The organism is Ideonella paludis (assembly GCF_018069865.1).
Lineage (GTDB): Bacteria > Pseudomonadota > Gammaproteobacteria > Burkholderiales > Burkholderiaceae_C > Ideonella > Ideonella paludis.
The window spans coordinates 402,103-420,520 of record NZ_JAGQDG010000003.1 but is presented as its reverse complement, the minus strand read 5'-3'; the positions used below and the strand labels follow the sequence as shown (position 1 = coordinate 420,520).

At 63.6% G+C, this 18,418-nt stretch carries 20 protein-coding genes; 10 read left to right on the top strand and 10 right to left on the bottom strand.

Features of this window, described 5'->3' with window-relative positions; genetic code table 11:
* Window position 1 precedes the first annotated feature (1 nt).
* Genes KAK11_RS09700 through KAK11_RS09680 form a run of 5 tightly spaced genes read right to left on the bottom strand, consistent with a single transcriptional unit; the run spans window position 2 to window position 4,528 of the window.
* The gene (locus tag KAK11_RS09700; protein WP_310737778.1) at window positions 2-631 is read right to left on the bottom strand and encodes an acyltransferase; all 630 of its coding nucleotides are present in this window, start codon (window positions 629-631) and stop codon (window positions 2-4) included.
* Window positions 628-1,905: an oligosaccharide flippase family protein gene (locus KAK11_RS09695; protein ID WP_210808692.1), complete on the bottom strand. Its 1,278-nt coding sequence runs from the start codon at window positions 1,903-1,905 to the stop codon at window positions 628-630. Before KAK11_RS09695 ends, KAK11_RS09700 begins: the two co-directional genes overlap by 4 nt.
* On the bottom strand, window positions 1,898-2,998 hold the full coding sequence (locus KAK11_RS09690) for a DegT/DnrJ/EryC1/StrS family aminotransferase (RefSeq protein WP_210808690.1): 1,101 nt from the start codon (window positions 2,996-2,998) through the stop codon (window positions 1,898-1,900). The genes KAK11_RS09695 and KAK11_RS09690 overlap by 8 nt, the downstream gene beginning before the upstream one ends.
* A 1-nt stretch (window position 2,999) precedes the next feature.
* Complete coding sequence (locus tag KAK11_RS09685) at window positions 3,000-3,584, bottom strand: acyltransferase (protein WP_210808688.1); 585 nt, start codon at window positions 3,582-3,584, stop codon at window positions 3,000-3,002.
* Window positions 3,581-4,528, bottom strand: a complete 948-nt coding sequence (locus tag KAK11_RS09680; RefSeq protein WP_210808686.1) for a Gfo/Idh/MocA family protein — start codon at window positions 4,526-4,528, stop codon at window positions 3,581-3,583. The genes KAK11_RS09685 and KAK11_RS09680 overlap by 4 nt, the downstream gene beginning before the upstream one ends.
* Window positions 4,529-4,788: 260 nt before the next feature.
* On the opposite strand from KAK11_RS09680, the gene lysS reads away from it, so the two are divergent.
* From lysS to KAK11_RS09655, 5 genes are all read left to right on the top strand, one after another.
* Window positions 4,789-6,312, top strand: a complete 1,524-nt coding sequence (gene lysS / locus KAK11_RS09675; protein ID WP_210808684.1) for a lysine--tRNA ligase — start codon at window positions 4,789-4,791, stop codon at window positions 6,310-6,312.
* 4 nt (window positions 6,313-6,316) lie between these two features.
* Entirely contained in the window at window positions 6,317-6,868 is a 552-nt protein-coding gene (locus KAK11_RS09670; RefSeq protein ID WP_210808682.1) for a pyridoxamine 5'-phosphate oxidase family protein, read from the top strand.
* Window positions 6,869-6,878: 10 nt separating this feature from the next.
* On the top strand, window positions 6,879-7,397 hold the full coding sequence (locus tag KAK11_RS09665; RefSeq protein WP_210808680.1) for a YbaK/EbsC family protein: 519 nt from the start codon (window positions 6,879-6,881) through the stop codon (window positions 7,395-7,397).
* Entirely contained in the window at window positions 7,394-7,591 is a 198-nt protein-coding gene (locus tag KAK11_RS09660; RefSeq protein ID WP_210808678.1) for a DUF1289 domain-containing protein, read from the top strand. The genes KAK11_RS09665 and KAK11_RS09660 overlap by 4 nt, the downstream gene beginning before the upstream one ends.
* A gap of 196 nt (window positions 7,592-7,787) precedes the next feature.
* Window positions 7,788-9,464, top strand: a complete 1,677-nt coding sequence (locus KAK11_RS09655) for an MFS transporter (RefSeq protein ID WP_210808676.1) — start codon at window positions 7,788-7,790, stop codon at window positions 9,462-9,464.
* Between the two features lie 71 nt (window positions 9,465-9,535).
* Here KAK11_RS09655 and KAK11_RS09650 read toward each other — a convergent pair whose 3' ends face one another.
* Window positions 9,536-9,748, bottom strand: a complete 213-nt coding sequence (locus tag KAK11_RS09650) for a hypothetical protein (protein WP_210808674.1) — start codon at window positions 9,746-9,748, stop codon at window positions 9,536-9,538.
* Window positions 9,749-9,976: 228 nt separating this feature from the next.
* Between KAK11_RS09650 and KAK11_RS09645 the strand changes: the two genes are divergently transcribed.
* Window positions 9,977-10,414, top strand: a complete 438-nt coding sequence (locus KAK11_RS09645) for a universal stress protein (protein ID WP_210808672.1) — start codon at window positions 9,977-9,979, stop codon at window positions 10,412-10,414.
* Here the strand turns inward: KAK11_RS09645 and KAK11_RS09640 are convergent.
* Window positions 10,397-11,380, bottom strand: coding sequence for an alpha/beta fold hydrolase (locus tag KAK11_RS09640; protein WP_210808670.1), 984 nt, complete (start codon window positions 11,378-11,380; stop codon window positions 10,397-10,399). The two genes, KAK11_RS09645 and KAK11_RS09640, sit on opposite strands and share 18 nt — an antisense overlap.
* A 130-nt stretch (window positions 11,381-11,510) precedes the next feature.
* On the opposite strand from KAK11_RS09640, the gene KAK11_RS09635 reads away from it, so the two are divergent.
* Genes KAK11_RS09635 through ruvC form a run of 4 tightly spaced genes read left to right on the top strand, consistent with a single transcriptional unit; the run spans window position 11,511 to window position 15,925 of the window.
* Window positions 11,511-13,619 carry an amidohydrolase family protein gene (locus KAK11_RS09635; RefSeq protein WP_210808668.1) on the top strand — a complete coding sequence of 703 codons (2,109 nt, stop codon included), beginning with the start codon at window positions 11,511-11,513 and terminating at the stop codon, window positions 13,617-13,619.
* Between the two features lie 37 nt (window positions 13,620-13,656).
* Entirely contained in the window at window positions 13,657-14,277 is a 621-nt protein-coding gene (locus KAK11_RS09630) for a lysophospholipid acyltransferase family protein (RefSeq protein ID WP_210808666.1), read from the top strand.
* Between the two features lies 1 nt (window position 14,278).
* Window positions 14,279-15,340, top strand: coding sequence for a phosphatidate cytidylyltransferase (locus KAK11_RS09625; protein ID WP_210808664.1), 1,062 nt, complete (start codon window positions 14,279-14,281; stop codon window positions 15,338-15,340).
* A gap of 24 nt (window positions 15,341-15,364) precedes the next feature.
* Complete coding sequence (ruvC, locus tag KAK11_RS09620; RefSeq protein WP_210808993.1) at window positions 15,365-15,925, top strand: crossover junction endodeoxyribonuclease RuvC; 561 nt, start codon at window positions 15,365-15,367, stop codon at window positions 15,923-15,925.
* Between the two features lie 16 nt (window positions 15,926-15,941).
* Here the strand turns inward: ruvC and KAK11_RS09615 are convergent, their stop codons facing one another.
* The 3 genes from KAK11_RS09615 to ftsZ all read right to left on the bottom strand — a co-directional run bounded on the left by KAK11_RS09615 (window position 15,942) and on the right by ftsZ (window position 18,394).
* The gene (locus KAK11_RS09615) at window positions 15,942-16,127 is read right to left on the bottom strand and encodes a hypothetical protein (RefSeq protein WP_210808662.1); all 186 of its coding nucleotides are present in this window, start codon (window positions 16,125-16,127) and stop codon (window positions 15,942-15,944) included.
* Between the two features lie 7 nt (window positions 16,128-16,134).
* Window positions 16,135-17,070: a UDP-3-O-acyl-N-acetylglucosamine deacetylase gene (gene lpxC, locus KAK11_RS09610; RefSeq protein ID WP_210808660.1), complete on the bottom strand. Its 936-nt coding sequence runs from the start codon at window positions 17,068-17,070 to the stop codon at window positions 16,135-16,137.
* Window positions 17,071-17,173: 103 nt separating this feature from the next.
* Window positions 17,174-18,394: a cell division protein FtsZ gene (gene ftsZ / locus KAK11_RS09605; RefSeq protein WP_210808658.1), complete on the bottom strand. Its 1,221-nt coding sequence runs from the start codon at window positions 18,392-18,394 to the stop codon at window positions 17,174-17,176.
* Window positions 18,395-18,418: the final 24 nt, after the last annotated feature.

Below are 18,418 nucleotides of genomic sequence, written 5' to 3'. Positions count from 1 at the left end.
CTCAACGCGCCCCTGCGTCATCCAAGCGGCCTGCCCAGGCTTCACGCAGCGGTGCCAGGTCGGGATAACGCTGCAAAAGGCGCTCGTCAGCGCGACGGGTGTCGCCCACGATGCGCGCGGGGCGGCCTTCTAGGATGGCGAAGTCGGGGTAGTCGCCGCGCACAAAACTACCGGCGCAAACCAGCGTGCCCCGGCCCAAAGTGGTGTTGGCTTCGATCAGCGAATGCGGGCCTACAAAGCTGTAGGCGCCGATGCGAATCGGCCCGGCGATCCAGCCTGGGCGCGTGCCGAGGTGCGCGGGCCACTCGGTATAGCCCTCACCGAGCAAGCGCAAGGCCCGGTGCGAGCTGTGAGTCACCAGGCTGCAATGGCTGGTGATCTGAACGCCCTCACCCAGGCTGAGGCCGCCACTGCACTCCAGGAAATTGAAGGGGCCGACATAGACATGGTCGCCCAGGCTCAGGTGCTCGGGGTGCTCGATGCAGGCGGCCGGCGAGATGCGGGTAAAGCGGCGCAACTGAGGGTCCGCGCCGCCAGAGCGTTCACCAAACACCATGCGATAGGCCCACAGATGCCACCAGCGGCGGCGCAGACGGTTGAGCCAAGCTCTGAAGGCGGTTGAGGTTTTCACAGGCTGGATTGTCCGCTACCCGGCTGAGCCACCTGCCCGATGGGCCAATGCAGCAAGCGCCAAAAGTAGTAAGCGAAGTAAGCCGCCATGGCGCCAGACACGGCCCAACCGGCTCCCACCAAGCCGCCCCAGGCCAAACCCAGCGCCAGCGCCCCGGCAAACAAGACCTGCCCCACCAGCGCGAGCTTCAAGGCCCAGGCCTGCCCGCCCCACGCCATGGTGACCACCCCCAGCGGCGAGGCCACGAAGTGCAGGCCAATGTAGGGCGCCAGGGCTCTGGCCAGTTCGCCCGCAGGCCGCCACGGCGCGCCAAACACCGCCTCAAAGCCCCAAGGCGCGGCCAGCATCAACAGCAGCGTCAGGCCCAGGCCCAGGCCGCCCAGCAAGAGCATCACTTGACGCAACGCGGCACGCGCCTGCCGCGAATCCCCCGCCGCTGCGAGCTTGGGGTAAAGCGCCTGAGACACCGCTCCACCCACCAAGCTGGCTGGTGCTTTGAGATAACGCAGCGTCAGGCCCCAAAAGCCTGCGGCGGCAGGGCCCAGAGCGGCCGCCACCAGACCGAGTGCCACGGTGTCTTGCAAGGCCCCCGCAAAGGCGTGAGGGGTGTTGAGCAAAGGAAAGTCAGAGAACTTGCGCGCCAATGCACGCCACGAAGAGCCTGCGTCCTCGCGCACTGGCCAGCTCAAACTCAAAGGCAAGCGCAGGCACAGGGTAGCCACCAGCGCCGCCGCGATGGGCGCCGCCACCAAGCCCTGGACGCCCCAACCCGCCCACCCCGCCGCCACCTGGGCCAGCGCCGCCCCCCCATACTGAAGCACGCGCGCCGTGGCCAGGGCCGCAAAGCGCTGGGCCCGTGTGGCCCACAGCGTGGCCAATGACAAAGCGCCCGCCACCGCCACCGCCAGGGGCAGCCACGCCACCCAATGCCCGGCCCCCGCCCACCACCAGCCCATAGCGCCCAGCCCACTGAGCACGGTGCACGCCAAGAGCAGGCGCAGGCACAAAACCCGCAAGGCCTGCGCCTCATCGTCGTCGTGCGCCAAGGGCAATGCAAACTCAAATCGCGCACAGGCCACCACGGCCACATTGGCCGCCACTGCGGCGAACAGGTGGTAGACGCCGAGCTCCACCGGGCTGAAGAGCCGGGTCAGCAGCGGCCCCAGCAGCAGCGGCAAGGCCTGGGCCGCCGCACCGCCCGCCAGCAGCGTCAGGCTGGCCCGGCCCAGGCCTCTGAAGCTCTGGCTGCCGCCCGGCGCGGGGGTGTCAGGCACGCCGCCCCACCACAGCGGCCAGCGCGGCCACGACCTGGTCTTGGTCGGCCTCGCTCAAGTCGGGGCTCATCGGCAGGCTCATCACGCGCTGGGCCAGGTGTTCAGCCACCGGGCAACCGCCCTGGGGCGCATAGGCCTGATAGGCCACTTGCTGGTGCAAGGGCTTGGGGTAATGCACGGCCGTGGGCACACCTGCGGCCTGCAGTGCGGCCTGCACCTCGGCGCGCTGCTCCACCAGCACTGTGTACTGGCCCCACACGCAATCCCGGTCGGGCCGCAGGGTGATCAGGCCCACGTGGACCCCTGCCAATAGCTGGTGATAGCGCGCCCCCAGCGCATGGCGGCGCGCCAGCTCCCACTCCAGCCGCGGCAGCTTGGCCAACACCACGGCGCATTGCAAGGTGTCCATGCGGCCGCCCACGCCCACCCTGGTATGGGTGTAACGGGCACTTTGGCCATGCACTCGGATCTCCCGGGCGGCCTGGGCCAGTGCCGCATCGTTGGTGAACAGCGCGCCACCGTCGCCATAGCAGCCCAGTGGCTTGCTGGGGAAAAAGCTGGTCGCGCCCCAAGTGCTCAATGCCCCGCTGCGTTGCCCCCGATAGAGCGCCCCAAAGCTTTGCGCCGCATCCTCAATCACCGGCAGCCCATGAGTCGCTGCAATCGCGTTGATCTCGGCCATGTCTGCCACTTGGCCGTACAAGCTCACCGGCATGATGGCGCGGGTGCGCGGGGTGATGGCGGCGGCCACTTGGCGGGCATCCAAGTTGGCGGTGTCGGGCTCCACATCCACAAACACCGGCACGCCCCCCAGCAACACAATGACCTCCGCGGTGGCGGCAAAGGTAAAGGGGCTGGTGATGACCTCGTCACCCGGCTTGAGCCCCAGGCTCATCAAGGCGATCAGCAGAGCCTCGGTGCCGCTGGCCACGGTGATGCAATGCTTCACCCCCACCCACTCGGCCAGCGCAGACTCCAGCTTCGCCACCTCCGGGCCCATGATGTATTGGCCGTGGTCGAGCACGCGCTGGATGGCTGCGTCGATGTCGGTCTTGAGGGCCGCGTACTGGGCCTTGAGGTCAATGAATTGCATGTCAAGCGATCAAGGTCAGGTGGCCATCACTGAGCCGATAGCGCTCGCCGGTGGCGGGGCAGGTGGCCTCGGCGCCGTCCACGGCTTTGAGGGGCAGCGCCAGCTTTTCGCCGTGCCGGCTCATCCAGCCGATCTGCCGCGCCGGCACACCGGCCATCAAGGCATGGGCGGGCACATCTTTGGTGACCACCGCCCCAGCCCCCACAAAGGCAAAGGCCCCGATGGTGCTGCCGCAGACAATAGTGCAGTTGGCCCCCAAGGTGGCGCCTTGGCACACCAGGGTGCGGCGGTACTCGTGCTTGCGCACCACGGTGGCGCGCGGGTTGTGCACATTGGTGAAGACCGCGCTGGGGCCGACAAAAACACCGTCTTCCAATGTCACGGCGTCGTACACCGAGACATTGTTTTGGATCTTGACGCCGTCGCCAATGCGCACATCGTTGCCCAGAAACACGTTTTGGCCCAGCGAGCAGTTCTCGCCCACGCGGGCGCCTGCGCACACGTGGCTGAAGTGCCAGACCTTGGTGCCAGCGCCCAGCTGAGCGCCCTCATCCACCACCGAGCTTGGATGCACCCAGGCCGTCATGGCTGTGCGGCCCGCACAAAAGGATGGGCATCAGCACCCGGGGCCGTCAAGCCCATTTGCCGCAGCGCCTCGACCGTTTCCACGCAATGGCGGGCATCTGCCAAACCGTAGCCACGCCCCTGCAAAATCTCGCGGTAGCTGACCGTGTGCAGTTCGGTGAAGCCCTCCGAAAACTCCAGTTGCTCACCCGAGATATCGATGCTGCGGAAGGTGGTCTTCTTGCCTTGAACGTGTGGGGGCAAGTCACGCCCATCAATGGAGAGAAACCATCTCACCCGGGCGCGTTCGTACTCCAAAAAACCTGCCGACCTATCGTCATCCCTCAAGTGCAGGACGCTCTGCTGCAACTCGCCGAAGAAAAAGTGCAGCATGTCAAAGAAGTGAATGCCAATGTTTGTCGCTACACCCAAAGACTTGCGCGGGTCCCCCTTCCAGCTCTCGTGGTACCACTTGCCGCGGGAGGTGATGTAGGTGAGCTCCACATCAAACTTGCGATCAGCGGGCGCCTGCTGCACCTTGTGGCGCAAGGCGAGGATCGCCTCATGATGGCGCAGTTGCAGGATGTTGAAGACCCGGCGGCCTGTCTCGCCTTCAATGCGAGCCAATTCATCCAGCAGCGCCACGTTGGGCACCAAGGGCTTCTCGCAAATCACATCGCAGCCCAAGCGCAGGCCCGCCGCAATGTGCGGATGGTGCAAGTGATTCGGGCTGCAGACGCTCACCACATCCAGCGCAGTGCTTGGGTCGCGGCGCAAGACCTGGGCATGCTCGTAGAAGCGCTCAAATTCAGTGAAGAAATCAGCCTGCGGCGCAATGGAGTCGATGATGCCCACCGAGTCATTCACGTCATAAGCCACGGCCAATTCATGGCCCAGGTCTTTGATGGCGCGCATGTGGCGGGGTGCGATGTAGCCGGCGGCACCGACCAATGCAAATCTGCTCATGGCTTACCGCCCAGGAAGGCCACTTTGCGGCCCAATGCGAAAGCCGTAGGTACCCCCACACCATAGCCCAACCCGACGACATCGACCAAACGTTGCATGAGAGTTCCTACAGCCCCAGCTTCAACCAGGGCTGTTCAGCCAAAAGGGATTGATTTTAGGAGGGCGTTGGGCCAGCGTCAGGGCTGCCCGTAAAATCGGACCTCCTTTGGCAGGCCCTTCGGCCCGCCCTACCTTCTCTCTTACCTCCCCCACACTCCGCCATGAGCGCCGACTCCACCACCCCGCTGACGCCCGACGACCACAACCAACTGATCGCTGAGCGCCGCGAGAAACTGGCCGCCCTGCGCGAGCAGGCCAAAGCCAGTGGGGTGGCGGTGTTCCCCAACGACTTCAAGCCCACGCACCATGCCGCCACGCTGCACCACAGCCACGGCACGCTGGAGAACGAGGCCCTGGAAGCCCACCCCGTGCGGGTGGCGGTGGCTGGGCGCATGATGCTCAAGCGGGTGATGGGCAAGGCCTGTTTTGCCACCCTGCAAGACGCCTCGGGCCGCATCCAGCTCTACATCACGCTGGACGCCGTGGGTGCGGATGTCCTGGCCGCCTTCAAGCACTGGGACCTGGGGGACATCCTGGGCTGCGAAGGCACGCTGTTCAAGACCAAGTCGGGTGAGCTCTCGGTCAAGGCGACCGCCGTGCGCCTCCTGACCAAGAGCCTGCGCCCCCTGCCGGACAAGTTCCACGGCATGACCGACCAGGAGCAGAAGTACCGCCAGCGCTATGTCGATCTGATGACCGACGAGGACGCGCGCACCCGCTTCATGGCCCGCTCCAAAGCGGTGTCTTCGATCCGCAATTTCATGGTCGAGCACGGCTTCCTGGAGGTCGAGACCCCCATGCTGCACCCCATCCCTGGCGGTGCCAACGCCCGGCCGTTTGTGACCCACCACAATGCGCTGGACCAAGAGATGTTCCTGCGCATTGCGCCCGAGCTCTACCTCAAGCGCCTGGTAGTGGGCGGCTTTGAGCGGGTGTTCGAGATCAACCGCAACTTCCGCAACGAAGGCATCAGCGTTCGGCACAACCCCGAATTCACGATGATGGAGTTCTATGCGGCCTACTGGAACCACCACGACCTGATGGACTTCACCGAGGCCCTGCTGCGCCACGCCGCGCGCGCGGCCACGGGCAATGCCCGCGTCACCTATGCGGGCAAAGAGGTGCATTTGGACGAGCCTTTTGCCCGCCTGTCGGTGCGCGACTCTCTCGTCAAGCATGCGGGCTTGACCGAGGCCGAAGCCGACTCGGCCGAAGCCGTGAAGGCCAAGCTGCAAGCTTTGGGCGAAGAGCCACCCAAGCACTGGGGCCTGGCGCAGCTGCAGTTCGGCCTGTTTGAAGCCGCCGTCGAAGACAAGCTTTGGCAGCCGACCTTCATCATCGACTACCCCGTCGAGGTTTCGCCACTGGCCCGTGCCTCGGACAGCAACCCGGCCATCACCGAGCGCTTTGAGCTGTTCATCACTGGGCGCGAGTTTGGCAATGGCTTCTCCGAGTTGAACGATGCCGAAGACCAAGCCGCTCGCTTCCATGCCCAGGTGGCGAACAAGGAAGCCGGGGACGACGAGGCCATGTTCTATGACGCCGATTTCATCCGCGCTCTGGAGTACGGCATGCCCCCGACCGGCGGTTGCGGCATCGGTATTGACCGCTTGATGATGCTGATCACCGACTCGCCCAGCATCCGCGACGTGATCCTCTTCCCCGCGCTGCGCCGCGAAGGCTAAAGCCATGGACGAGCTGTCTGCGCTGGCCGCCCGAGTCTGGGGTGAGTTGGCCCAGGCAGTGTCGACCCGCGGTCACCCCTGGCGCACGGCCACCTTGGCCACCGTGAGCCCCGAAGGCCTGCCTGACGCCCGCACAGTGGTGCTCAGGGAGTGGGATGAACGCGAGCAGACCTTGGTGTTCTTCACCGACGCCCGCTCGCCCAAAGTGCAGCACCTGCAGCACCTGCAGCACCAAGCCCAGGCGGTGCTGGTGCTGTGGCACCCCGGTCTGGGTTGGCAATTGCGCATGACCGTACGCACCGAGGTGACTTTCGAGGGCTTGGCCGTGACCTCACGCTGGGCTCGCCTGAAAATGTCGCCTGCGGCGCAAGACTACCTCTCGCCATTGGCGCCGGGCGAAAGCCTTCAGGGCCTGAGCCCGGCAGGGGCCAGCCGCCCCCACTTTGCGGTGGTACACGCCCGGGTGTTAGCCTTGGACTGGTTGAGCCTGAACCCTGAAGGCCACCGCCGCGCCCGCCTCTGTCCCCCTGAACGCGCCGCCTGGCTGCAACCTTGACCATTTGTCCATGACCCACACAGCGCAAGAGCCCAGCCACGATGGCTTTGACCGTGTCAGCCAGCATTTGCAAACCCAGGGCCACCCTCATCCGGCCCAATGGCTGACCACGCCGGCCCGCACCTGCCAAGAAGCGGCTGACGCCTTGGGCCTGCAAACTGGGCAGATCGCCAAGAGCGTGATCTTCAAGCGCAAGAGTGACAGCCGGGCGGTGCTGGTGGTGGCTTCAGGGGACCAGCGGGTCGACGAAAAGAAGGTGGCCGCCTTGGTAGGCCCCATCGGCCGGGCCGACGCGGACTTCGTCAAAGCGCAAACCGGCTTTTCCATCGGTGGCGTCTCACCTGTGGCGCACCTGCATCCGCCGGTCACGCTGGTGGACGACACGCTGTTCCGCTTCAGCGAAGTGTGGGCCGCTGCCGGCCACCCCAACGGTGTGTTTCGCTGCAGCCCGCAAGATTTGCTGCGGCTGACCGGTGCGCCAGCGGCGGATGTGGCTCAGCACGCCAAGACAGCCACCCCAAGCCCATGAGCACCGCGCCCGTCCCATCCCCTTGCACCGGGGTTTGCCGCATCGACCCGCGCACAGCACTGTGTGCGGGCTGTGCACGCAGCTTGGATGAGATCGCGGCCTGGTCGCGCCTCTCCGACGAGGCCAAACGGGCCGTCTGGGCCGAACTGCCAAAGCGCACTGCCGCAAGCCATCCGCCGAGCGCTCAAGCCTGACAAACGGCTCGGTCAAGTCCCTGGGACTTTCCCGCACCCACCCCCGCCATCTCACCTGCTGAAACAGAACCCGAGGGTTGCACCCGAGATTGTCAGTTTCGGTTCAGCCCCGCGTCAGAAGACGGTCAGAGGGCGCCGAGATAGTGCGGGCCAGCGTCACCAATTTCGAGTGACGTGGGTTCTTAGGAGACAACACATGGCATCAGCTGTCGCCCATGCGCCAATGACCAAGGAAGAGAAGAAGGTTATCTTCGCTTCTTCGCTAGGCACGGTGTTTGAATGGTATGACTTTTACCTCTACGGCTCTTTGGCGCCGATCATTGCAAAGCAGTTCTTTGCAGGCCTCGACCCCTCAGCCGCCTTCATTTTCGCCTTGCTCGCTTTCGCGGCCGGCTTCATCGTGCGTCCCTTCGGCGCACTGGTGTTCGGTCGTTTGGGAGACATGATCGGCCGGAAGTACACCTTCTTGGTCACCATCTTGATCATGGGCTTGGCGACCTTCATTGTGGGCGTCCTGCCGAACTACAACTCCATTGGTGTTGCTGCCCCTGTGATCCTGATCGGCCTGCGCATGCTGCAAGGCTTGGCACTGGGTGGTGAGTACGGTGGTGCTGCGACCTACGTCGCTGAGCACGCACCGCACGGTCGCCGTGGCGCCTACACCGCGTGGATTCAAACCACCGCCACGCTGGGTTTGTTCCTGTCGCTGATGGTGATTCTGGGCACCCGCACGGCCGTCGGCGAAGAAGCCTTCGGTGACTGGGGCTGGCGCGTTCCGTTCATCGTCTCCATCTTGCTGCTGGCCATCTCGGTCTGGATCCGCTTGTCCATGAGCGAATCGCCCGCCTTCAAGAAGATGAAGGAAGAAGGCAAGACCTCTAAGGCACCTCTGTCCGAATCCTTCGGCCAGTGGAAGAACCTGAAGATCGTGATCTTGGCGCTGGTGGGCTTGGTCATGGGTCAGGCTGTGGTGTGGTACTCCGGCCAGTTCTACGCTTTGTTCTTCTTGAGCAATGTGTTGAAGGTGGACGGTGCTACGGCCAACATCTTGGTCGCCATGTCGCTGATCATCGGCACCCCGTTCTTCGTGGTGTTCGGATCGCTGTCTGACAAGATCGGCCGCAAGCCCATCATCTTGGCAGGCATGCTGCTGGCTTGCTTGACCTACTTCCCGCTGTTCAAGGCGCTGACGGAAGCCGCCAACCCTGACTTGGCCAAGGCGCAAGCTGCAGTGCCCATCTCGGTGAAGGCTGACCCGAACACCTGCTCCTTCCAGGGCAGCCCGATTGCACGTGAGGTGGACTTCACCAACCCTTGCGACATCGCTAAGCGTGCTCTGGCTCAAAACTCTGCCAGCTACTCCAACGAAGCTGTGCCTGCTGGCACCGCAACGGTGGTGAAGATCGGCGACAAGGAGTTGGCCGTTCCTCAAGGCGTGCTGACCGCTGGTGGTCACAAGTTCGACCAAGCTTCCGGCGACGCGATCAAGGCCTTCAAGAAGGAGTTGTCTGACAGCCTGAAGGCTGCTGGCTACCCCGCCAAGGCTGACCCCGCGAAGATGGACAAGGTCAAGATCGTGATCATCCTGAGCATCCTGGTGATCTATGTCACCATGGTGTACGGCCCGATCGCCGCCATGCTGGTGGAAATGTTCCCGACCCGCATCCGCTACACCTCCATGTCGCTGCCGTATCACATCGGTAACGGCTGGTTCGGTGGCCTGATGCCCACCATCGCCTTCGCCATGGTGGCCCAGAACGGCAACATGTATCACGGCCTCTGGTACCCGATCGCCATCGCTGGCATCTGCTTTGTGATCGGTCTGTTGTTCGTCAAGGAAACCCGCGACGTCGACATCTACGCTGGGGATTGAGCCCCCCCGCTGAGGGCGTCGGAGAACTGACACCCTCCTCCATCGAAGCGGACCCTGTCGGGTCCGCTTTTTCACATCAGCAAGGCCATTTCATTGACGCTCAATGTTGGTTGAATGTCAGGCTGATAAGCTAAGGTTCCCCTGGAATCATCCACCATCGTAGGAGCAAAGATATGTGGAAAATTGTCGTTGGCTTTGTCGTGTTTGCGGCACTTGCCATGTGGGTCATCAGCAAGGGTGGCGATAGCTTGAGCATGGCGGGTGAGTCGCACGGCGTCGATCACGCGGCTCCGCACGGTGCGTCTGCACCCATGGCATCGTCAGCAGCGGCGGCTTCCGCAGCCGTCATGCCCGCAGCCTCTGCAGCAACGCCTGCCGCCTCGGCAGCCTCGAACTGACAGGCCCTGGCCTGACGGATCGGCCTGAGACAGTGCGCGGTTCTTGACGGGAGTCAAGCCACCGCGCTCTGCCGAGGCTTATGGTCTTGTCTTCATTGCTGACGAGACCCCTCCATGTTTGAGCGCCTCCTGGTTCCCATCGACGGCACGACCACCGCTGAGCGCGCCATGTCGGCCAGCATTGCGCTAGCTCGTAAGTTGCACGCCGCCATCGTCGGCTTTATCGCCGAGCCCGATCTGCGTGCGGCCTCTGACAAGCCCGCGGCAACTGACAAGACGCCCTCAAAAGCCAAGGCGGCAGCAGACTCCCATGCCCGCAAGGTGCTGGAAGAGTTTCAGGCCCAAGCGGCAGCAGCCCAGGTCCCCTTCGAGGGCGTGATGGCGCATACCGCAGAGATCGATGACGCCATCATCAGCACCGCGCAAGCGCAGCGCTGCGACTTGATCGTGATGGTGACGCACGGCCGCGGCTCATTCGGTGAGCGCTTGTTTGGCTCTCACACCAAGTCGGTGATGAGCAAGTGCAAGCTGCCGTTACTGGTGCTGCGTTGAGCCCAAGGGCTGGCGCATAAAGGTTCGGAGCGCTTCCAGCGCGAGGCCCGGTTGCTCCTCGGGCACTTGGTGGCCCACATGCGGCAGCAACAACAGTCGAGCGTGGGGCATCAGGCGTGCAAAGCGCTCGCCCGCAGCCGGCGGGACTTGCAAGTCTTGCTGGCCCCAGATCAGCAGCGTCGGGCGGCTCATGACCTTCAAGCGCGTCACCGCATCGTGATCTGCGGGCTGCGCCAGAAACTGTCGTAAGGCAGCGCGGTTGCCGTCTCTGAGCAGCAGTTCATGGTAGCGATCGACCTGCTCAGGGGTGATGCGTTCAGGCTGTGCGTAGGTGTCGGCCAGGCTCCGCGCCACCAGGGCCCGCGGCATGATGCCGTCACCCAAAGCGCCAAGCACCGGCCAGCGCGCCATCCGCAGCCCAAGCACTTGGCGCTGGGGTGGGTCCGGCCAGCCCGTGGCCCCCATCAGCACCAGCCGCTGCACCTTGCTGGGCGCCATCAGGGCCAAGCGCCACGCCACCTCACCTCCTAAATCATGACCCACGATGGTGGCCTGCTCGACCTTGAGCTCATTGAGCACGCGCCAAGTGAATCGCGCCAAGTTCTCTGCGCTGTAGTCAGCCGTAGCGCCCTGGAGATGACTCTCTGAGAGCGGCCCGGTCAGTCCAAAGCCCGGCAGGTCCAGTCGAATGATGCGATGCCGAGGTGACAAGTCTTGCGCCCAGGCCTCCCACACATGCAAGCTGGCCGCCACACCATGCAAGAACACGATCGGGTGCGGGTCTTGGCGTGGCCCTTCGTCGCGCCAGTGCACCAACTGGCCATCCACCTCCATGAAGTCGGACGGCGGCATGGCCCAGCGGCCCACCAAGGACTCGACCGGTCGATCGATCGCACGCATCAAGGGCAAAGCCATTGCCGTCAACATCAGCAGCAAGCCCAAGCCTCGCCATAACATCATCTTCATGCGCTGGAGTCCTACACAAGGCGAGGAAGTCTGGCCATCATGACGTGCGCCGCCCCGGGGTCATGCCGAGCCATCGGCGCCGCAATTCCTTGATACGCTTCGGGCCAAGTCAGCCCACCTTGTGCTCATCATGCCTGCATCCACTGTCTTCAATGCCCAGATTTGCCCCGCAATCCTTCGGGTTTTGACCGCGACGCTTGTTGCGGGAGGCCTCAGTCTGTCCGTGCTGGCCCAAGAGCGCGTCACACGTTATGGGGCTTGGGCGCAAGGCCATGCTGCCGGCAAGATGGTGGTCAGTGAGTCCAAGAGCGGTGCAAGCCCCCAAGCGCTGACGCAGTGGCGCATTCAGTATCAGTACTTGAACAACGGGCGCGGGCCAACCCTGTCCGAGACCCTGCAGGTGGATGAGCAAGGGCGGCTGTTGCAGCACGCTATAAGTGGCCGCTCGGAGTTTGGCTCGCCCGTCCGCGAAGTCTTCAGCCGCACAGGCGAGACTGCGCGTTGGGATTCCGGCGCCGATCAAGGGAGTGCCAAGCTTGGCGCCGACGAATTGGCGTTCTACAGCCCGATGGAGGGCAGCCCCGGGGCATTGAGCCCGCTGCTCACCATTGCCCATCGACTGGGTTTGGACTCCGTGCCCACCCTGCCCCGCGGCGCGGCGCGGATTGAAGTGCTAGACCGCCTGCTGTGGCGCAAGCCCGAGGCGGATGCCACGGCCATACCGCTTGCCTTGGTGGCTTTGCACGGTGCCGATGTGTTCCCGAGACTGGCTTGGGTGCGCGAGGATGCCGATCGCGCCTTCTTTGCGGATATCGGGCCCAGTTGGAGCTTGATTGAAGAGGGCTTTGAAGCGGCCGCACCCGAGCTGCTGGCGCGCCAAGACGCCGCCGAGCAAGCGCGCCTCAAAGCCCTGATGAGTGCCGTTCGCCAGTCCCTGCCGGGCAAGACCTTGATTCGCGGCGCTCGCTGGTTCGATGCCCCTGCAGCGGTGATGCGCGAGCCAGAAGATGTGCTGATCGAGAACGGCCGCATCATCGCGCGCGGGCCTGCCGCTTCGGCCCACGCCAACATCACGAACACCATTGACGCGCCGGGCAGCAGCCTGTTGCCAGGTCTCTGGGACATGCATGTGCATGTGGGCAAGTCCGACCTGCTCTTGCACTTGGCCGCCGGTGTCACGACCGTGCGCGACCTGAGCAATGACAACGACTACCTGGGAAAACTGAGACAGCAGTTGAGCCAGGGCGAGTTGCTTGGCCCCAGGGTGTTGGCTAACGGCTTCATTGAGGGGGAAAGCCCCTTTTCCGCGCGGGGCGGCTTTGTGGTGGCTTCACTGGACGACGCGCTCAAGGCGGTCGACTTGTATGCGGACAAGGGCTACACCCAGCTCAAGCTCTACAACTCTTTCAAGCCAGAGTGGGTTGGCCCCACCGTGGCCCATGCCCACAAAAAGGGCTTGAAGGTGGGCGGTCATGTCCCGGCCTTTATGCGTGCAGCGGATGTGCTGGAGGCGGGCTTTGACGAGATCCATCACATCAACCAAGTGATGCTGAACTTCTTTGTCAAACCCAAGGACGACACCCGCACCTTGCTGCGCTTTTACCTGGTCGGCGACAACGCCCATCGCATCAATCTCGACAGCCCAGAAGCCCGCAGCTTTGTGAGCCAATTGGTGAAGCGCCAAACGGTGGTGGACCCCACCTTGTCCACCTTTGAAGGCAGCTTCAAGCAGCGCCAAGGCCAACTCAACCCCAGCTATCACGACATTGCTGAGAACCTGCCCCCGCAGTTTGCGCGCAGCTTGCGCCGCAACTCCATGGACGTTAACAACAGCAATGCCAAGCGATTCTCGGCCTCCTACGACAAGATGCTGGCCTTGGTCGCCAAGATGCATCAGGCCGGCGTGCCCCTGGTGGCCGGCACGGACGACTTCCCTGGCCTGATGTACCCGCGCGAGCTAGCGCTCTATGTGAAGGCTGGCATTCCACCCGGCGAGGTGCTGCGCATGGCGACGGTGGGCAGCGCCAAAGTTGCAGGCATGGCCCATGACGTGGGGGCCATCGAGGTCGGGCAACGAGCAGATTTGATCCTGGTCAGCGGTGACCCGACGCGCGACATCAACGCCGTGCGACGCGTTCAGTTGGTGATCCGCGATGGCGTGATGCTGGACCCAGCCCACATCTGGCGTGCGCACGGCATCACGCCGTTTGCCGCCATGCCGCCCTTGCAGCGCCCCTGAAGTGCTGCGGCCCCGGGGCTGAGCTACCATCCTCGACATGACCCGAGCTGAACTTGCGGGCAAAGTGCTGGCCTTTGTGGCGCGCCTCATCACCGGCGCACAAGGACACTGGCGCGGATGCCCCCCCGAGGCGCTGCAGCGCATCTACTTTGCCAACCATCAAAGCCACCTGGATTGGGTGTTGATTTGGGCGGCCTTACCGTCAGAGTTGCGGGCCACCACGCGGCCCATTGCGGCCAAGGATTACTGGACCTCCTCGCCACTGAAGCACTGGATCACGCGCGAGATCTTCAGGGCGGTCTACGTGAATCGCCAGCGCACCGACGACGAAGATCCGCTGGCCCCCTTGGCGCTGGCCTTGGAAGGCGGCGACTCCTTGGTGATTTTTCCCGAGGGCACGCGCAGCTCCAAGGGCGAGCCCATGGCGTTCAAGAGCGGCATCTACCATTTGGCCAAGCAGTTTCCCCAGGTGCAGCTGATCCCGACCTGGATCTCCAACGTGCAGCGGGTGATGCCCAAGGGTGAAGTCGTGCCGGTGCCCATTTTGTGCACCGTCACCTTCGGTGCACCCATGCAAGTTTTGCCCGACGAGGACAAAGCCAGCTTTCTGACCCGGGCGCGTGACGCTGTGATGGCCCTGCGGCCCGTAGGAGGCTGAGATGGGCTGGCTGCGTGAGTTGAGTGTGGACCAGCAGATTTCACTGCTGTTTGTGATGGTGTTTGGCGCGTTGGGCCTGGTGACCTTGGGCGCTTTTTTCTTCAGCCTGCGAGAGCGCAACAGCAGCGCCGCGGCCCGCGACCTGCGCTTCAAGCGGGACCTGCGAGCGGCATGGTTGGGCGCCACCGTGTTCTGGTTGTCCTGGGTGAGCGGGCCGCTGGGAGCGACCTTGCTGTTTGGCCTGCTGTCCTTCTTGGCCCTGCGCGAGTTCATCACCCTGATGCACACGCGCCGCAGTGACCATCGCAGCCTGCTGGCCGCGTTTTTTGTGGTGCTGCCGCTGCAGTACGCCCTGGTCGGCAACCGCAACTTTGACCTCTTCACGGTCTTCATTCCCGTCTATGCCTTCATCGCCATTCCGGTCATCAGCGCCTTGGCGGGAGACCCAGAGCGATTCTTGGAGCGTAACGCCAAGATTCAGTGGGGCATCATGGTTTGCGTTTTTGGCCTCTCGCACGCCCCCGCCCTGCTCTTGCTGGATTTCCCCCAGCATGCCGGGCAAGGTGCCTTTTTGGTCTTTTTCCTGGTGGTGGTGGCCATGGTGGCTCAGGTCACGCAAGAGGCTCTCAGCCGCTGGCTGCGTCGCCGGCCACTGGCGCGGGCCATCAGCCGCTCCTTCTCTTGGCGGGCCTGGATGCTGGGGGCGCTGGTCGGTGCCTTGGCAGGCGCAGCGCTGTATTGGATCACCCCGTTCAAGCCCTGGCAGGCCTTCGCCATGGGCCTGATCGCTGGAGGCTCCGGCTTGCTGGGCGAGTTTGTGATGAAGGCGCTCAAAAAAGACGTGGGCGTACGCTTTTGGGGCAACCGCACGCTGACCCACGAGATGCCAGATGGCAGCACCATCACCGCCGGATCGGACAGTGCGGGTGCTCTAGCGGGCAGCAGCCTGTCGCAGGCTGGCCTGACGGGCGCGGTGGGCTTGCTGGACCGCATCGCGCCGCTGGCCTTTGCTGCCCCTGTGTTCTTTCACTCCGTGCGCTGGTATTTCCAGTTGCGAGGCTGAGCCGTGCAGACACCAAGCCTCCCTTTGCGCGTGCTGGGCATAGACCCTGGCTTGCAATGCACGGGGTTTGGCGTGATCGAGAAGGAAGGCAATGCGCTGCACTATGTGGCCAGCGGCACCATCCGCACCACGGGCGCGGGGACAGGCATTGCCCAAGGTGATTTGCCCGGGCGCATCCGCATTATTTTTGAGGGTGTGCGCGAGGTGGTCGAGCGCTATCAGCCGCAGCAGGCCTCTTGTGAAATCGTGTTCGTCAACGTCAATCCGCAGAGTACCTTGCTCTTGGGGCAGGCGCGGGGCGCAGCCCTGGCGGCCCTGGTGACGAGTGGCTTGGCGGTGGCCGAATACACCGCGCTGCAGATGAAAAAATCTATCGTTGGCAATGGCCACGCCGACAAGGCTCAGGTGCAAGAGATGGTTAAGCGCTTGCTGAACCTGCCGGGCTTACCGGGCAAGGACGCCGCTGACGCCTTAGGGCTGGCCATCACCCATGCGCATGCCAGTACCTCATTTGCGGCCATGGCCAAAGCCACCGACTTGAAGCGCCGCACCCATGCGCAGTTCAAGGGTGGGCGCACCTATTGATGCGTGCGCTATAGCGCTACAGCATCACGGCCAAACGCTCCAAAAAGATCACCGCAAAAAAGCCCAGCCCTGCCAGCACGGTCCACTTCACCAAGACTTGTCCGCGCTGCCGCCAACGCGGGTCGCGTGTGGCGATATAGGTGCCAAAGCACAGCAAGGCCGCCAAGAGCAAGAGGCCGAAGACCAGGCGGAAGATCAGCATTCCGTCCTCACCAGGCAGGCGCCAGTTGCGCAAAACCTGCCGGTGCTCTGGCCTCGTCTTCGAAGGTCACCAACTCCCAGGCCTCTGCATCGGCCAGGAGCTTGCGCAGCAACTTGTTGTTCAAGGCATGGCCGCCTTTGAACGAGGTGTAGGCCGCCAAGAGCGGGTGGCCGGCGATGTAGAGATCGCCAATGGCGTCCAGGATCTTGTGCTTGGCAAACTCGTCGTCGTAGCGCAGGCCATCAGCATTCAGCACGCGATAGTCGTCAATGACAATCGCGTTATCCATGCTGCCGCCCAGGGTCAGGCCACGCGCGCGCATGGCTTCCACATCTTTGGTGAAGCCAAAGGTACGCGCTCGAGCAATCTCTTGCTTGTAGCGGCCCGAGCCCATTTCAAACACCACTTGTTGGCCGGTGGCATCCAGGGCCGGGTGGTTGAAGGCAATCTCAAAGGTAAAGCGCCAGCCATGGTGGGGCTCCAGCTTGGCCCACATGGCGCGCTCGCCTTCGCCCTCCTTGATCTCCACCGTCTTTTTGACCCGCAGAAACTTCTTCGCGGCATTCTGCAGCTCAATACCGGCACTCTGCAGCAAGAACACAAAGCTGGCGGACGAGCCGTCCAAGATAGGCACCTCGTCGGCCGTGATGTCGACATAGAGGTTATCCAAGCCCAAACCTGCACAAGCTGACATCAGGTGCTCAATGGTTTGGACCTTGGGAGCGCCGGGGTCGCCGCCGGGCGAAATGGTGGACGCCATGCGGGTGTCACACACGGAGTCAAAGCGCACTGGAATATCGACCGGCTGCGGCAGGTCGACACGCCGAAACACGATGCCAGTGTCGGGTGCCGCAGGTCGCAAGGTCAACTCCACCCGTTGGCCGCTGTGCAGGCCCACGCCGACGGCGCGCGTGATGGATTTGAGGGTGCGTTGCTTGAGCATAAAAATCGGTCCGCCAATGGCAAACGGGGTGGAGGCTCTGAATTGAACCCCTCACCCCGTATTGTCGTTGACCCGGAGGAAACCCGGGCCTCACGATGGGCACTCAGTCGGCTTGCTTGCGCAGAAAGGCCGGGATCTCGATTTCGTCCATGCCGTTGGAGCTCAGTGCCTCCACCTTGGCCGCCGCTTGCGTGCGGCCATTGCGCCAGACGCTGGGCGTGGACAGCCCGTCGTAGTTGGGCTGGACGGGTTGCCCCAGGCCCATGCCACCGACCGGGTGGTTCATGATGGGCAGGTTGTCGGTGCCGGTGCGCTGAAAGGCCACAGGCTCGCTCTGCACCACGGTCAGTGGGGCCTGCTGGCGCTTGGCGTTAGACGACAGGCCAGTGGCAATGACCGTGACGCGCAGCTGGTCCCCCAAGCTGTCGTCATAAGCCGTGCCATAAATGACATGCGCATCTTCGGCCGCATAGCGACGGATGGTGTTCATCGCGTTCTTGCTCTCGGCCAACTTGAAGCTGGTGCGCGACGCTGCGATCAAGACCAGCACGCCCTTGGCATTGGCCAAGTCAATGCCTTCCAACAGCGGGCACGCCACGGCGGCTTCGGCAGCCTTGGTGGCACGGTCAGGGCCAGCCGCCGTGGCGGTGCCCATCATCGCGCGACCAGGTTCGCTCATGACGGTCTTGACGTCTTCAAAGTCGACGTTGACCAAGCCGGGGATGTGGATGATGTCGGAAATGCCGCCAACAGCGTTCTTCAGCACGTCATTGGCATGCGCAAAGGCCTGTTCTTGCGTGACGTCGTCGCCCAGGACTTCCAGGAGCTTGTCGTTCAGCACCACGATCAGGGAGTCGACATTGGCTTCCAACTCGGCCACGCCAGCATCGGCTTGCTTGGTGCGGCGGCCGCCTTCAAACTCGAAAGGCTTGGTCACGACACCGACCGTCAGGATGCCCATTTCTTTGGCCACGCGGGCAATGACGGGGGCGGAGCCCGTGCCCGTGCCGCCGCCCATGCCCGCGGTGATGAACAGCATGTTGGCACCCGCGATCACCGCCTTGATGTGCTCCACCGCTTCTTCGGCCGCAGCGCGGCCGACTTCTGGTTTGGAGCCCGCGCCCAAACCAGTGGCACCCAATTGAATCAGGTGTTGTGCGCCGCTGCGGTTCAAAGCTTGTGCATCGGTATTCGCGACGACGAATTCCACGCCCTGCACGCCTTGCGCAATCATGTGTTCGACAGCATTTCCGCCGCCGCCGCCCACGCCAATCACCTTGATCTGCGTGCCTTGATCAAATTCTTCGATCATCTCGATGGCCATGTGGAACCTCCTTCGTCGTCAGCA

Coding starts and splice junctions, on each gene's coding strand:
- KAK11_RS09670 (WP_210808682.1), top strand. CDS start 6,317: ATGGACGAGCTGTCTGCGCTGGCCGCCCGAGTCTGGGGTGAGTTGGCC.
- KAK11_RS09685 (WP_210808688.1), bottom strand. CDS start 3,584: ATGACGGCCTGGGTGCATCCAAGCTCGGTGGTGGATGAGGGCGCTCAG.
- lysS (WP_210808684.1), top strand. CDS start 4,789: ATGAGCGCCGACTCCACCACCCCGCTGACGCCCGACGACCACAACCAA.
- KAK11_RS09640 (WP_210808670.1), bottom strand. CDS start 11,380: ATGAAGATGATGTTATGGCGAGGCTTGGGCTTGCTGCTGATGTTGACG.
- KAK11_RS09655 (WP_210808676.1), top strand. CDS start 7,788: ATGGCATCAGCTGTCGCCCATGCGCCAATGACCAAGGAAGAGAAGAAG.
- KAK11_RS09665 (WP_210808680.1), top strand. CDS start 6,879: ATGACCCACACAGCGCAAGAGCCCAGCCACGATGGCTTTGACCGTGTC.
- KAK11_RS09615 (WP_210808662.1), bottom strand. CDS start 16,127: ATGCTGATCTTCCGCCTGGTCTTCGGCCTCTTGCTCTTGGCGGCCTTG.
- KAK11_RS09625 (WP_210808664.1), top strand. CDS start 14,279: ATGGGCTGGCTGCGTGAGTTGAGTGTGGACCAGCAGATTTCACTGCTG.
- KAK11_RS09690 (WP_210808690.1), bottom strand. CDS start 2,998: ATGCAATTCATTGACCTCAAGGCCCAGTACGCGGCCCTCAAGACCGAC.
- KAK11_RS09660 (WP_210808678.1), top strand. CDS start 7,394: ATGAGCACCGCGCCCGTCCCATCCCCTTGCACCGGGGTTTGCCGCATC.
- KAK11_RS09635 (WP_210808668.1), top strand. CDS start 11,511: ATGCCTGCATCCACTGTCTTCAATGCCCAGATTTGCCCCGCAATCCTT.
- lpxC (WP_210808660.1), bottom strand. CDS start 17,070: ATGCTCAAGCAACGCACCCTCAAATCCATCACGCGCGCCGTCGGCGTG.
- ftsZ (WP_210808658.1), bottom strand. CDS start 18,394: ATGGCCATCGAGATGATCGAAGAATTTGATCAAGGCACGCAGATCAAG.
- KAK11_RS09630 (WP_210808666.1), top strand. CDS start 13,657: ATGACCCGAGCTGAACTTGCGGGCAAAGTGCTGGCCTTTGTGGCGCGC.
- KAK11_RS09645 (WP_210808672.1), top strand. CDS start 9,977: ATGTTTGAGCGCCTCCTGGTTCCCATCGACGGCACGACCACCGCTGAG.
- KAK11_RS09680 (WP_210808686.1), bottom strand. CDS start 4,528: ATGAGCAGATTTGCATTGGTCGGTGCCGCCGGCTACATCGCACCCCGC.